Below are 12,690 nucleotides of genomic sequence, written 5' to 3' on the forward strand. Positions count from 1 at the left end.
TGGTCGCCCAAGGACTATTCCGTCCCGGGTGCGGCGATGATGGCATCATGCGCCTGTTTTGCCCGACGCGTCAAGTGATTTCGTAAAATCAGTAGTCCCGTTGCGTTTGGCTGCAAGCTGTTGAATTCGCAGCAGCCGCCTACTGTGCATGGGGTTGTTTTCGGGATTTTAGCCCGGCACGAGCTCAGTCAGCGAGCGGATGATGCGATCGGGCTTGACGGTCGAGCCTGCGGGCAGGCCGTCGCCATGCACGTCGATCCAGATCGCGTAGATGCCGAGCCGCTGCGGCGTCACGACTTCCCATTCCAGATTGTCGCCGATCATCCAGGTGTCCCCGGCGGTGACGCCGAGCGCTTCCATCGCATGCAGATAGGCGCGTTCCTCGGGCTTGCCGAAACCGTGCTCGCCCTCGATCTGGATGTGATCGAAGCGATGGGTCAGCTCGAAGCGCTCGACCTTGGCGCGCTGCATGTCGGCGGCGCCGTTGGTGACCAGCGCCAGCTTGACGCAGTGCGCCTTGAATGCGTCGATCGCATCATGCGCGCCCGGAAAGACGAACATCGCTTCCTCGCGATAGGTGGTGAAGCGGTCGGCGAGGCGAGCGGCGAGATCGTCGGGGAGGGCACGATGGCCGTTGGCGGCGAGCGCGGCGAAGCCGCCGCGCACCGTGAGCCGCCGCGCCTCGCCGAGCTTCATTCGCCAGGCGGCTTCCGCGGTCGACCAGAACTGCCGCGCATAGGCGAGCACGGCCGCGGCGACCTCTCGCGGGTGCAGCGGCGCGAGCTCTTCGGCGAATTCTTCCGCGATCGTGTTCCAGGCGATCTCGGGCCGGCCATAGGCCGACAGGATGGTGTCGTCCATGTCGATCAGCATGGCGCGGGGGAGCGGCTTGATTGCGGGCTTGATCGTCGTCATGGCCATTTCACCTCCGGCGGCAGCGACGACAGGATCGAATCCACATTGCCGCCGGTCTTGAGCCCGAAGATGGTGCCGCGGTCGTAGAGCAGGTTGAACTCGACATAGCGGCCGCGCCGGATCAACTGCTCCTCGCGATCAGCGGCGGTCCAGGCGGTCGCGAAATTGCGCCTGACGATCTCAGGATAGATTTTCAGGAACGCGCGGCCGACGTCCTGGGTGAAGGCGAGGTCAGCGTCCCAATCGCCGCTGTCGTGCCAGTCGTAGAAGATCCCGCCGACGCCGCGCGCCTCTTTCCGGTGCGGCAGATAAAAATATTCGTCGCACCAATTCTTGTACTTGTCGTAATCGGCAACGCCGTTGGGCTGCTCGCAGGCCTGCTTCATCGCGGCGTGGAAGGCGAGGGTGTCCGCGTCCTCCTGCGTGCGCCGGCGGTCGAGCACCGGCGTGAGATCGGCGCCGCCGCCGAACCACGCCTTGGTGGTGACGACGAAGCGCGTGTTCATGTGCACGGCCGGCACGTGCGGATTGCGCAGATGCGCGATCAGCGAGATGCCCGACGCCCAGAAGCGCGGGTCTTCGGCTGCGCCCGGGATCTGCGCACGAAACTCGGGCGCGAACTCGCCGTGCACGGTCGAGCAATGCACGCCGACCTTCTCGAACAGGCGGCCTGACATCATCGCCATCACGCCGCCGCCGCCAGCAGCGCCGCTGTGATCGGTGCGCTGCCAGGGTGTGCGCGCGAAGCGGCCGGCCTCGCCGGGATAGAGGCTTTGCGGCGCGTCATCCTCGAGCCGCTCGAGACTCGCGCAGATGTCGTCGCGCAGGTGCTCGAACCAGCTGCGGGCGCGGGCCTTGCGGTCTTCGATTACGGTCGGGTCAATTGCAGATGTCATGCCTTCATCCCTGCGGACCGTAATAGGTGCAGCTCTCGTTGCAACTGTCGCGGTGGATGCTGACGCGGGTGAGCTTGCCGATCGGAGCGAGCCGCTCCCAGACGAAGCGCGACAGGTTCTCCAGCGTCGGTGTGCCCAGCGCCTCGATCTTGTTGAGGAACTTGTGGTCGAGCGTCACGCGCACCTCTTCGATGGCGCGATGGAGCAGGCCGAGATCGACCACCATGTCGGTCGCAGGATCCGGCGTGCCGCGCACCGTCACCTCGGCGCGGAAGGAGTGGCCGTGGATTTCTTCGCTCGCTGCACCAAAGGTCGTTCCCGACAGCGAATGCGCCGCCTCGAAGCGGAACGATTTCGTCAATTCCCACATCTGTCCGTCAACCCATTCTATCTGATGCCGAGCGATTTATGCGTCTGCACACTCAGCCGCCATTGCGGATGGCGCAGGCAATAATCGATCGCGCGCGCGGTGTTCTCTGCGACTTGCGGCCCGTCCATCGGTTGCAGCGAGAAGCGCTCGAAGGCGAGGCCCTCGAAAGTCTCGGGGGCGGCGAGGGCCTGCGGATAGACCAGCTTCAGCTCGTGGCCCTGACGCAGCACCAGCTCGCTGCCGCCTTTCGGGCTGACGCAGATCCAGTCGAGTCCCTCAGGCGGAGCAACCGTGCCATTGGTCTCGACACCGATCTCGAAGCCGCGGGCATGCAGCGCCTCGACCAGGGCGTCATCGACCTGGAGCAGCGGCTCGCCGCCGGTCAGCACCGCGTAGCGGTTGGAGGTCGATCCAGTCCATTGCGCCGCGATGGTGTCGGCGAGTTCCACGGCCGAGGCGTAACGGCCGCCGAGCGTGCCGTCGGTACCGACGAAATCCGTGTCGCAGAACTGACATGTCGCCTCAGCGCGGTCGGCCTCGCGGCCGCTCCAGAGGTTGCAGCCGGCAAAACGGCAGAACACGGATGCGCGCCCGGCATGGGCGCCTTCGCCTTGCAGGGTCAGGAAGATTTCCTTGACCGCGTAACTCACTGCTCTCTCCTCGTCATATCAAACTTGATATCAAACTTGCGGGTTCCGGACCTGCCGCAGCGCCTCGCCAGCGGCCATCGCCACGGTCATGGCGACATTGAGCGACCGCAGCCCCGGCGTGATCGGGATCACCAGCCGCGCATCCGCGGCCTCGATCACCGCGTCGGTGACGCCGGCGCTCTCGCGCCCGAATAGCAGGATGTCCGACGTCTGGTAACGGAAATCGCGGTAGTCGGTGGCACCTTTGGTGGTGAACAGCAGCAGGCGGGTGCCTTGTGCCGCCCGCCACTCCTCGAATTTCGACCAGGAATCGTGGCGGGTGATATTGACCTGGTCGAGGTAATCCATTCCCGCCCGGCGGAAATGCCGGTCGGAGACCGGGAAGCCGGCCGGTTCGATGATGTGGGCGGCGATGCCCAGACAGGCGCACAGCCTGAGAATCGTGCCGGTGTTCTGGGGGATGTCGGGTTGGAAAAGTGCGATCTGCATGTGCGATAACGGGCCGGTTGTAGGCTGGAAATGTCTCAATAAAACATCGCCAGCCGCGGAATTCGTGCATTGCACGCTCCCGCGCCGTTAGCGGGCTTGCGCTCGCCCGGCAAGGGTGCCAATAGAACGATTCTGGACTGCTGTTTTTCGCCTTGTTTTGGCGGGGACACGCCGTTCTGCCGCCGCGGGGGGCCGCGGGCGCCGGCAGATTGTTCCGGGGACCTTGGGGGCTCCTGGGACGGTTCCACCGGCAGCATAAGAAGAAAGGGTTGGAATCGTGACGACAGCGTCTTCGGCGGACCATCCGACACGCCGTGATTTCTTATTCGTTGCAACGGGGGCAGCTGCAGCAGTAGGGGGCGCAGCTGCGCTCTGGCCCTTTATCTCCCAAATGAATCCGGATGCCTCGACCATCGCCGCCGGTGCGCCGATCGAGGTCGATCTGAGCCCGGTCGCCGAAGGACAGGACATCAAGGTGTTCTGGCGCGGCAAGCCGATCTACATCAGCCACCGCACCAAGAAGCAGATCGACGAGGCGCGCGCCGTCAACGTGGCGAGCCTGCCCGATCCGCAGTCCGACGAGGCCCGGGTCAAGGCGGGCCACGATCAGTGGCTGGTCGTGATCGGCATCTGCACCCATCTCGGCTGCATCCCGATCGCCCATGAAGGCAATTACGACGGGTTCTTCTGCCCCTGCCATGGTTCGCAGTACGATTCGTCCGGCCGCATCCGCCAGGGGCCCGCGCCCGCCAACCTGCCGGTGCCGCCGTACCAGTTCGTTTCCGACACCAAAATCCAGATCGGCTGAGCGTCGGACCAGCGTCCGAAACCTCGAACCGTCTCGTCGTATTATTTCCTCAGGATCGCATCATGAGCGGACCATCCGACTACCAGCCGAGCAATCCGGCCCTGCAATGGATCGAGCGGCGTCTGCCGATCCTGGGTCTCGTCCATTCCTCCTTCGTGGTCTATCCCACCCCGCGCAACCTGAACTACTGGTGGACCTTCGGCGCCATCCTCTCCTTCATGCTGGGGATGCAGATCCTGACCGGCGTGATCCTGGCGATGCACTACACGCCGCACGCCGATCTCGCCTTCAAGTCGGTCGAGCTGCTGGTCCGTGACGTCAACTACGGCTGGCTGCTGCGCAACATGCACGCCTGCGGCGCGTCGATGTTCTTCTTCGCGGTCTACGTCCACATGCTGCGCGGCCTCTATTACGGCTCCTACAAGGAGCCGCGCGAGGTGCTCTGGATCCTCGGCGTGATCATCTACCTTCTGATGATGGCGACGGGCTTCATGGGCTACGTGCTGCCGTGGGGCCAGATGAGCTTCTGGGGCGCCACCGTCATCACCAATTTGTTCTCGGCCATTCCCTATGTCGGCGAGAGCATCGTGACGCTGCTATGGGGCGGGTATTCGGTCGGCAACCCGACGCTGAACCGCTTCTTCTCGCTGCACTATCTGCTGCCGTTCCTGATCGCGGGCGTCGTCGTGCTCCATGTCTGGGCGCTGCACGTCGCCGGTCAGAACAATCCTGATGGCGTCGAGCCGAAGACGGAAAAGGACACGGTGCCGTTCACGCCGCATGCGACCATCAAGGACGGCTTCGGCGTCGCCTGCTTCCTGCTGCTGTACGCCTGGTTCATCTTCTACATGCCGAACTATCTCGGCGACGCCGACAACTACATTCCGGCGAACCCGGGCGTGACGCCGCCGCACATCGTGCCGGAATGGTATTACCTGCCGTTCTACGCGATCCTGCGCTCGATCCCGAACAAGCTCGCGGGCGTGATCGGGATGTTCTCGGCGATCATCATCCTGTGCTTCCTGCCCTGGCTCGATGCCGCCAAGACCAGGTCGTCGAAGTACCGTCCGCTGGCCAAGCAGTTCTTCTGGATCTTCGTCGTCGTCTGCATCCTGCTCGGCTATCTCGGCGCGCAGCCGCCGGAAGGCATCTACGTGATCGCCGGCCGGGTCCTGACGGCCTGCTACTTTGCCTACTTCCTGATCGTGCTGCCGCTGCTCGCGCGCATCGAGACGCCGCGGCCGGTGCCGAACTCGATCTCGGAGGCAATCCTCGCCAAGAGCGCCAAGGCCGTGGCCTCGATCGCGGTCGCGCTCGTCGCAGCCGGCGCGCTGTTGGTCGGCACCTTGCAGGATGCCCGCGCCGAGGAAGGCGGCACCAAGCCGCCGGGCAACAATTGGTCGTTTGCGGGCCCTTTCGGCAAGTATGACCGCGGTGCGCTCCAGCGCGGCCTGAAAGTCTACAAGGAAGTCTGCTCCAACTGTCACGGCCTGTCCTACATCGCCTTCCGCAACCTCGCGGAAGCCGGTGGTCCCGGCTATTCGCCGGCGCAGGCGTCGGCGTTTGCCTCCGACTACAAGATCAAGGACGGTCCGAACGATCAGGGCGACATGTTCGAGCGCCCGGGCCGGCCGGCTGACTACTTCCCCTCGCCATTCCCGAACGAGCAGGCGGCGCGTGCGGCGAACGGCGGCGCGGCGCCGCCGGACCTGTCGCTGATCACCAAGGCGCGCTCCTATGGCCGCGGCTTCCCGATGTTCATCATCGACTTCTTCAGCCAGTACCAGGAGCAGGGCCCGGACTATGTTTCGGCGGTGCTCCAAGGCTTTGAGGAGAAGGTGCCGGAAGGCGTGACCATCCCGGAGGGCTCCTACTACAACAAGTACTTCCCGGGCCACGCCATCAAGATGCCGAAGCCGCTCAGCGACGGCCAGGTGACCTATGACGACGGCTCACCGGCGACGGTCGCGCAATACGCCAAGGACGTCACCACGTTCCTGATGTGGACCGCCGAGCCGCACATGGAGGCGCGCAAGCGCCTCGGCCTCCAGGTGTTCGTGTTCCTGATCATCTTCGCGTTCCTGATGTACTTCACCAAGAAGAAGGTCTGGGCCGACTCGCACTGAGCGGCCGACGCGAGACGAAAATGAAGAAGCCCCCGCAAGGGGCTTTTTTGTTGCACACGCGCGTGTGTTGTTCGGCGCGGTTGCCTATCGCGCGCGCAGGCGCCAAAATACCACCAACCTCTCCCCCAGAAACCCATCGGAGGACACCATGGGAACCGCCATCACCTTCAAGCGTCCGGATGGCAAGGACGCTTCGGGCTACCTTGCGAACGCCGCACGCGGCAACGCGCCGGGCGTGGTCGTGATCCAGGAATGGTGGGGCCTGTCGGACCAGATCAGGGGCCTGTGCGACCGCTTTGCGCTCGCCGGATTCGATGCGCTGGCGCCCGATCTCTACAAGGGCAAGGTGGTGCCGTATCACGACACGGACGCGGCCGGCAAAGAAATGAACTCGCTCGACTTCATGGACGCCACCACGCAGACCGTGCGCGGCGCCACGCAATATCTGTCGCGCAACGGCGCCAAGGTCGGGCTGACCGGCTTCTGCCTCGGCGGCGCCGTCACCATCATCGGCTCGGTGCATGTGCCGGAGCTCGCCGCCGGCGTCGTGTTCTACGGCATTCCGCCTGAGCAGGCGGCCAAGCCCGCCGACGTCAAGATCCCGCTGCAGGCCCATTTCGCCAACAAGGACGATTGGTGCACGCCAGAACTGGTCGACGGCTTCGAAAAGGCCATGAAGGCCGCCGGCAAGTCGCTCGAGCTGTTCCGCTATGACGCCGAACACGCCTTCGTCAACGAGCAGCGCCAGGCCGTGCACGACCGCGAAGCCGCCGAGCTTGCCTGGGGCAGGGCGACGGAGTTTTTCCGGAAGCATTTGGGGTAATCGCCGTAGCCCCATCGTGCGGGGCGGCACCCTTGACGCCGTCCCCGCGCCATGGTGAGTATCCCCCCAATGAGCACCGCAGCCCGCCCAGCCCGTCTTTGGTGGCGCACCTCCTAAGAGGTGGCCGGTGCGATTTTTTTCCCCAAATCGTCGAAGGTCGCCAGCACAGCGCGGCGGCCTGATCGTTTGTCCTGTGTGGCGTTCCCTCGGCAAGTTTCGTAAGAGGACCCCATGAACAGGACAGTCTTTGCCCTCCCGGCCAGAAGCGATTACGTCACCCGCGGCGGTCTCGCGATCACGCGCGTGGCCGAACAGTTTACCGGCGGCGCCAATCGGCTCGACGATCTCGTCAGTCTGCTCGACCGCCGCCGCGGCGTGGTGCTGTCCTCGGGCACGACCGTGCCGGGCCGCTACGAGAGCTTTGACCTCGGCTTCTCCGATCCGCCGCTCAAGCTCGAGACCACTGGCGTCAATTTCAAGCTCGAAGCGCTCAACGCGCGTGGCGAGGTGCTGATCGCCTTCCTCGCTGACGTCCTGCGCGAGCCCTGCGTCGTGGTCTCCGAGAAGACCGCCACGGGCCTTGCCGGCCACATCATCCGCGGCGATGCGCCGGTCGAGGAAGACCAGCGCACGCGGCGCGCCAGCGTGATGTCGCTGGTGCGCGATCTCGTCGCTGCCTTCTCCGCCAATGACGACGGGCTGCTCGGCCTGTTCGGCGCCTTCGCCTACGACCTCGTGTTCCAGATCGAGGACCTCGTGCAGAGGCGCCCGCGCGAGACTGATCAGCGCGACATCGTGCTCTACGTCCCCGATCGCCTGCTCGCCTATGACCGCGCCACGGGGCGCGGCGTCGTGCTCAGCTACGATTTCGCGTGGAAGGGCACGTCGACCAAAGGCCTGCCGCGCGAGACGGCCGAGAGCCCGTATGTGAAGACGGGGCGCCAAGGCTTTGCCGATCATGCGCCCGGCGAATATCAGGCCACCGTCGAGACCGCGCGCGCAGCATTCGTCCGCGGCGATCTCTTTGAAGCCGTGCCGGGCCAGCTCTTCGCCGAGCCCTGCGATCGCTCTCCGGCCGAAGTGTTCCAGCGCCTCTGCGTCATCAACCCGTCGCCCTACGGCGCACTGATGAATCTCGGCGATGGCGAATTCCTCGTCTCCGCTTCGCCGGAAATGTTCGTACGCTCCGATGGACGCCGCGTCGAGACCTGTCCGATTTCAGGCACGATCGCACGCGGCACCGATGCGATCGGCGATGCCGAGCAGATCCGCCAGCTCCTGAACTCGGAGAAGGACGAGTTCGAGCTCAACATGTGCACCGACGTCGATCGCAACGACAAGGCGCGCGTCTGCGTCCCCGGCACGATCAAGGTCTTGGCGCGCCGGCAGATCGAAACCTACTCAAAACTGTTCCACACCGTCGATCACGTCGAGGGCATGCTGCGTCCCGGCTTCGATGCGCTCGACGCCTTCCTCACCCATGCCTGGGCGGTGACGGTGACTGGCGCGCCAAAACTCTGGGCCATGCAGTTCGTCGAGGATCACGAACGCTCGCCGCGGCGCTGGTATGCCGGCGCGATCGGCGCGGTGAATTTCGATGGCAGCATCAACACCGGTCTCACCATTCGCACCATCCGCATGAAGGACGGTCTCGCCGAGGTCCGCGTCGGCGCTACGTGTCTGTTCGACTCCGATCCCGCCGCGGAAGATCGCGAATGTCAGGTGAAAGCTGCAGCCCTGTTCCAGGCGCTGCGCGGCGATCCGCCGAAGCCGCTGTCGGCGTTCGCCCCCGATGCCACCGGTTCGGGCAAGCGCGTGCTGCTGATCGACCACGACGACAGTTTTGTGCACATGCTGGCCGATTACTTCCGTCAGGTCGGCGCCAGCGTTACCGTGGTCCGCTATGTGCATGCGCTCGACATGCTCAAGCAGAAGAGGTGGGATTTGCTGGTGCTGTCGCCCGGCCCTGGCCGCCCGGAGGATTTCGGGATCAAGACAACCATCGACGCGGCACTGGAGAACAAGCTGCCGGTGTTCGGCGTGTGCCTTGGCGTGCAGGCGATCGGCGAATATTTTGGCGGCGAGCTCGGCCAGCTCGCCCATCCCGCGCACGGCCGGCCCTCGCGTGTGCAGGTGCGCGGCGGGCGCTTGATGCGCAATCTGCCGAACGAGATCGTGATCGGCCGCTATCACTCGCTTTTTGTCGAGCGCGACAGCATGCCGGAAGTTCTTGATGTCACTGCCAGCACCGAGGACGGCGTCGCCATGGCGCTGGAGCACAAGACCCTGCCGGTCGGCGGCGTGCAATTCCACCCGGAATCGCTGATGTCGCTCGGCAACGAAGTGGGACTACGTATTGTCGAGAATGCGTTCCGGCTGGATACTGAAGCAAATTGAGTGCCGTCATTGCGAGGAGCGAAGCGACGAAGCAATCCAGACTGCCGCCGCGGAGAGACTCTGGATTGCTTCGCTTCGCTCGCAATGACGAGAAAACCAAAGCGAGAGACCAATGACCTTTGACCACGATCTGAAGGCGAGCGTCCGCACCATTCCCGACTATCCCAAGCCGGGGATCATGTTCCGCGACATCACGACGTTGCTTGCGGATGCACGCGCCTTCCGCCGCGCGGTCGACGAGCTCGTCAATCCCTGGGCCGGCAACAAGATCGACAAGGTCGCCGGCATGGAGGCGCGCGGCTTCATCATCGGCGGCGCGGTGGCGCATCAGCTCTCCGCCGGCTTCGTGCCGATCCGCAAGAAAGGCAAGCTGCCGCACACCACCGTCCGCATCGCCTATTCGCTGGAGTACGGCATCGACGAGATGGAGATGCATGTCGATGCGATCCAGCCCGGTGAGCGCGTCATCCTGGTCGACGATCTCATCGCCACCGGCGGCACTGCCGAGGGTGCGGTAAAATTGCTGCGCCAGATCGGCGCCAATGTCGTTGCCGCCTGTTTCATCATCGACCTGCCCGAGCTCGGCGGCGCCGCCAAGCTGCGCGCCATGGATATTCCGGTGCGCACGCTGATGACGTTCGAGGGGCATTGAGCGACCGGCCCCGGGTTTGTCCGGGTTGATCTATCTAGCCGGCCTGATGCCGCTGCCGGTTTGGATGCTACGCTGCGCGAATTGTTTCGAGGAAAGCACCCACGTCGAGCTTGAGCTGATTGGAGCCGCTCGAAAGCGACTGTGCGGCCGACAAAACCTTTGCCGAGGCCGTTCTGGTCTCGCTCGTCCCGCGTTGCACGTCGATGATGCTCGAACTGACCTCTTGCGTCCCCTGGGCTGTGTGCTGAACATTGCGGGCAATTTCCTGGGTCGCAGCGCCCTGCTGCTCGACTGCGGCGGCGATTGTCGATGCGATTTCGGACATCCGTCCGATCGTGCCGCCGATCGCCTTGATGGCGAGCGCCGATTCCTTGGTCGCACCCTGGATGCCGTCGACCTGCTGACTGATTTCCTCGGTGGCTTGGGCGGTTTGCTCGGCCAGTGCCTTGACCTCGGATGCCACGACTGCGAATCCCCGGCCGGCGCTGCCTGCGCGCGCGGCCTCGATCGTCGCATTGAGCGCCAGGAGATTCGTCTGCCTGGCGATGGAGTTGATCAGCTGGACGACTTCACCGATCCGGCTGGCGGCGCTCAGCAATTCGTTGACCTGACGGTTGGTGTTTTCTGCCTGCTGCACAGCCTCACCAGCGATCCGCGCGGAATCCTGCACCTGGCGGCTGATTTCCTGCACAGATGACGACATTTCCTCGGTCGCCGAGGCCACCGATTGGACGTTCGTAGACGCGTTCTCGGACGCGAGCGAAACCGTCTTCGTCAGCTGCTGTGAGCGTTCGGCTGTCGTCGTGAGCGAGGTCGCCGCGGTTTCAAGCTCCATTGAGGCGGTGGTGACGGTCTCGATCATCTGGCCGACAGCGTTTTCGAATTCATCGGCGAGTCTCGTCATGTCGGCCTTGCGAGCCTCCCTCGCGACCAGCTCCTGCTGCATTTTCGCTTGGAGCTCCTGCTCGGACTTTTCTCGTGCCCGAACCTTGAATGTTTCCACGGCCTGCGCCATGTCGCCGACCTCGTCGGCGCGGCCAAGACCCGGAAGCACCACGGTGAAGTCGCCGGCCGCCAGGTCCTGCATCGCTCGCGTCATCCTCGCGATCGTGCTGGCGATGCGCTGGCCGAAGAAGATCGCGATAAGACCGGCGAAGAGAGATACAATCGTGATAGTCCACCGCAGGATCTCACGCAGTTGCGCTGCTCGCGCCTGCGCGGCGCGATAGCGCTCGTCCGCCGTCTTGACCAGCTTGTCCAGGGCAGGGCGATTGCGTCCGAATACGGTGGCAAGGTCGGCAACCTCATCGTTGAGCGAGCTTTGCGTGACCATGTAACCCAGGAAGCTTTCACCATAGGATTTGAGCAGAGTCCCCAGTTCGGTGCGCACCTGGTCTGGAAGTCCCGAAGTTTTCAGCGCATCGGCGAACTCGGATTTCCGCTTGTCGAAATCATCCCCGTATTTTTCCTCGCCGCGCAGCATGAAATCCTTTTCATGACGGCGCATCATCAGCATGAGGTTGGTCAGGCCGACCTGGTTGAGCTCTCCCAACTTGCTCTCGAGCTGATGAACGGCGGTGCGGAGTTTGCCCTGCAGGCCCTGATTTTCATTAAGCCCGAGCGTGCGCTGGATCGAGGCAATGTTGTTGAAGCGGGTTTGATACAAATTCAGGCCGGACCGCAGCACGCTGTCCTGTCTCAGAGGATCGCCCTCCGGAAGCTGGTCAGCGAAGGCTTCGATCGCCGACAGATGCGCTAGCGCCGTTTTCAGCACGTCACCGTGGGCGCCGATCAGCATTTCATCGTGCTGGCGCAGAAATTCGTCCGAGATCTGGCCGGCTTCAAGATAGGCCCCCGAGAGACCCATGACATGCTGGGTCAGATTGACCATTTGGTCCGATTCAGTCTGAGCTTGGGCTTCGAGATGAAGACCCACCACGCAACTCAGTCCGGTTACGACAACGCCCATCAGGCCCAACAGCGCGATCTGGACCCGCAAACCGGTGCGCCAGCGTGGAATAATCTTTTTCAGGCGTCTTGCAGTTTTGAACATGGAACTTGCCCGCGTGAATGCGATGCAGCATGCAATACGGATCTCCTGCTAACGAAGGCCTAAATCCCCAAAACATTGATGAGTTCCACATGATGGAACTCATCCCCTTCGATGCAATCGATCATGTCTAGCGTTACAGCGAACCTCCGATCTAAATCGCCTCCGCCTTGAGCGCGGTCCGCCAATGCAGCCAGCGCTCCTTCAAGAGCGAGTTGCGGACGTAGTCCGTTTGCTCATCCTCCAGTCTCTCGCACTCACCGAAGGTCAGGCCCGCCTCGCCATGTGTGTTCCACGCCGCTTGGAGGCTCTGGCAGGGGTGGCTGCCCTGGCGCAGGGTGAACCAGATGCGGTTCTGGATGGTCTCCAGGTTCGGGGCCTGGCCAACCCAGGCTTCGCCCGACGCCGTGCAGCGGACGACGTAGATGCCCGCAATGGTCTTCCGCTCCTTGTAGGCGGCGATGGATGCTTTCCGGTCGACGGTCATTAGGAGAGCCTTGCTGAGGGCGCTGTT

General features: G+C 63.8%; 12 protein-coding genes. 5 read left to right on the forward strand and 7 right to left on the reverse strand.

Annotated elements, in window-relative coordinates:
* Positions 1 to 168: 168 nt before the first annotated feature.
* The 5 genes from ACP2YP_RS10020 to ACP2YP_RS10040 are packed head-to-tail and all read right to left on the reverse strand — an operon-like array spanning position 169 to position 3,320.
* On the reverse strand, positions 169 to 915 hold the full coding sequence (locus tag ACP2YP_RS10020; RefSeq protein ID WP_426426100.1) for an HAD family hydrolase: 747 nt from the start codon (positions 913 to 915) through the stop codon (positions 169 to 171).
* Positions 912 to 1,811, reverse strand: coding sequence for an oxygen-dependent coproporphyrinogen oxidase (hemF, locus tag ACP2YP_RS10025; RefSeq protein ID WP_426423965.1), 900 nt, complete (start codon positions 1,809 to 1,811; stop codon positions 912 to 914). The genes ACP2YP_RS10020 and hemF overlap by 4 nt, the downstream gene beginning before the upstream one ends.
* 4 nt (positions 1,812 to 1,815) lie before the next feature.
* Positions 1,816 to 2,181 carry a 6-pyruvoyl trahydropterin synthase family protein gene (locus ACP2YP_RS10030; RefSeq protein WP_426423966.1) on the reverse strand — a complete coding sequence of 122 codons (366 nt, stop codon included), beginning with the start codon at positions 2,179 to 2,181 and terminating at the stop codon, positions 1,816 to 1,818.
* 17 nt (positions 2,182 to 2,198) lie between these two features.
* Complete coding sequence (gene queE, locus ACP2YP_RS10035) at positions 2,199 to 2,831, reverse strand: 7-carboxy-7-deazaguanine synthase (RefSeq protein WP_426423967.1); 633 nt, start codon at positions 2,829 to 2,831, stop codon at positions 2,199 to 2,201.
* Positions 2,832 to 2,861: 30 nt separating this feature from the next.
* Positions 2,862 to 3,320, reverse strand: coding sequence for a tRNA (cytidine(34)-2'-O)-methyltransferase (locus ACP2YP_RS10040; RefSeq protein WP_426423968.1), 459 nt, complete (start codon positions 3,318 to 3,320; stop codon positions 2,862 to 2,864).
* Positions 3,321 to 3,597: 277 nt separating this feature from the next.
* Between ACP2YP_RS10040 and petA the strand changes: the two genes are divergently transcribed.
* From petA to ACP2YP_RS10065, 5 genes are all read left to right on the forward strand, one after another.
* Positions 3,598 to 4,128: a ubiquinol-cytochrome c reductase iron-sulfur subunit gene (gene petA, locus ACP2YP_RS10045; RefSeq protein WP_426423969.1), complete on the forward strand. Its 531-nt coding sequence runs from the start codon at positions 3,598 to 3,600 to the stop codon at positions 4,126 to 4,128.
* Between the two features lie 62 nt (positions 4,129 to 4,190).
* Positions 4,191 to 6,254 carry a cytochrome b/c1 gene (gene fbcH, locus ACP2YP_RS10050; RefSeq protein WP_426423970.1) on the forward strand — a complete coding sequence of 688 codons (2,064 nt, stop codon included), beginning with the start codon at positions 4,191 to 4,193 and terminating at the stop codon, positions 6,252 to 6,254.
* A 148-nt stretch (positions 6,255 to 6,402) separates the two neighbouring features.
* Positions 6,403 to 7,077, forward strand: a complete 675-nt coding sequence (locus ACP2YP_RS10055; protein WP_426423971.1) for a dienelactone hydrolase family protein — start codon at positions 6,403 to 6,405, stop codon at positions 7,075 to 7,077.
* A 231-nt stretch (positions 7,078 to 7,308) separates the two neighbouring features.
* A complete protein-coding gene (locus ACP2YP_RS10060; protein ID WP_426423972.1) occupies positions 7,309 to 9,474 on the forward strand; it encodes an anthranilate synthase component I in 2,166 nt (721 codons plus the stop codon).
* 112 nt (positions 9,475 to 9,586) lie between these two features.
* A complete protein-coding gene (locus tag ACP2YP_RS10065; protein WP_426423973.1) occupies positions 9,587 to 10,126 on the forward strand; it encodes an adenine phosphoribosyltransferase in 540 nt (179 codons plus the stop codon).
* A 67-nt stretch (positions 10,127 to 10,193) separates the two neighbouring features.
* Here the strand turns inward: ACP2YP_RS10065 and ACP2YP_RS10070 are convergent, their stop codons facing one another.
* Positions 10,194 to 12,179 (reverse strand): methyl-accepting chemotaxis protein, encoded by a 1,986-nt coding sequence (locus ACP2YP_RS10070; RefSeq protein ID WP_426423974.1) that lies wholly within the window; start codon positions 12,177 to 12,179, stop codon positions 10,194 to 10,196.
* A gap of 151 nt (positions 12,180 to 12,330) precedes the next feature.
* Positions 12,331 to 12,663, reverse strand: coding sequence for a GIY-YIG nuclease family protein (locus ACP2YP_RS10075; RefSeq protein WP_426423975.1), 333 nt, complete (start codon positions 12,661 to 12,663; stop codon positions 12,331 to 12,333).
* Positions 12,664 to 12,690 lie beyond the last annotated feature (27 nt).

Source organism: Bradyrhizobium genosp. A, assembly GCF_049949275.1.
Classification (GTDB): Bacteria; Pseudomonadota; Alphaproteobacteria; order Rhizobiales; family Xanthobacteraceae; genus Bradyrhizobium.

What these genes read in the sequence shown, in the direction of transcription:
- ACP2YP_RS10020 (WP_426426100.1), bottom strand. Translation starts at nt 915, where the DNA reads ATGACGACGATCAAGCCCGCAATCAAGCCGCTCCCCCGCGCCATGCTG.
- hemF (WP_426423965.1), bottom strand. Translation starts at nt 1,811, where the DNA reads ATGACATCTGCAATTGACCCGACCGTAATCGAAGACCGCAAGGCCCGC.
- ACP2YP_RS10030 (WP_426423966.1), bottom strand. Translation starts at nt 2,181, where the DNA reads ATGTGGGAATTGACGAAATCGTTCCGCTTCGAGGCGGCGCATTCGCTG.
- ACP2YP_RS10040 (WP_426423968.1), bottom strand. Translation starts at nt 3,320, where the DNA reads ATGCAGATCGCACTTTTCCAACCCGACATCCCCCAGAACACCGGCACG.
- fbcH (WP_426423970.1), top strand. Translation starts at nt 4,191, where the DNA reads ATGAGCGGACCATCCGACTACCAGCCGAGCAATCCGGCCCTGCAATGG.
- ACP2YP_RS10055 (WP_426423971.1), top strand. Translation starts at nt 6,403, where the DNA reads ATGGGAACCGCCATCACCTTCAAGCGTCCGGATGGCAAGGACGCTTCG.
- ACP2YP_RS10060 (WP_426423972.1), top strand. Translation starts at nt 7,309, where the DNA reads ATGAACAGGACAGTCTTTGCCCTCCCGGCCAGAAGCGATTACGTCACC.
- ACP2YP_RS10065 (WP_426423973.1), top strand. Translation starts at nt 9,587, where the DNA reads ATGACCTTTGACCACGATCTGAAGGCGAGCGTCCGCACCATTCCCGAC.
- ACP2YP_RS10070 (WP_426423974.1), bottom strand. Translation starts at nt 12,179, where the DNA reads ATGTTCAAAACTGCAAGACGCCTGAAAAAGATTATTCCACGCTGGCGC.
- ACP2YP_RS10075 (WP_426423975.1), bottom strand. Translation starts at nt 12,663, where the DNA reads ATGACCGTCGACCGGAAAGCATCCATCGCCGCCTACAAGGAGCGGAAG.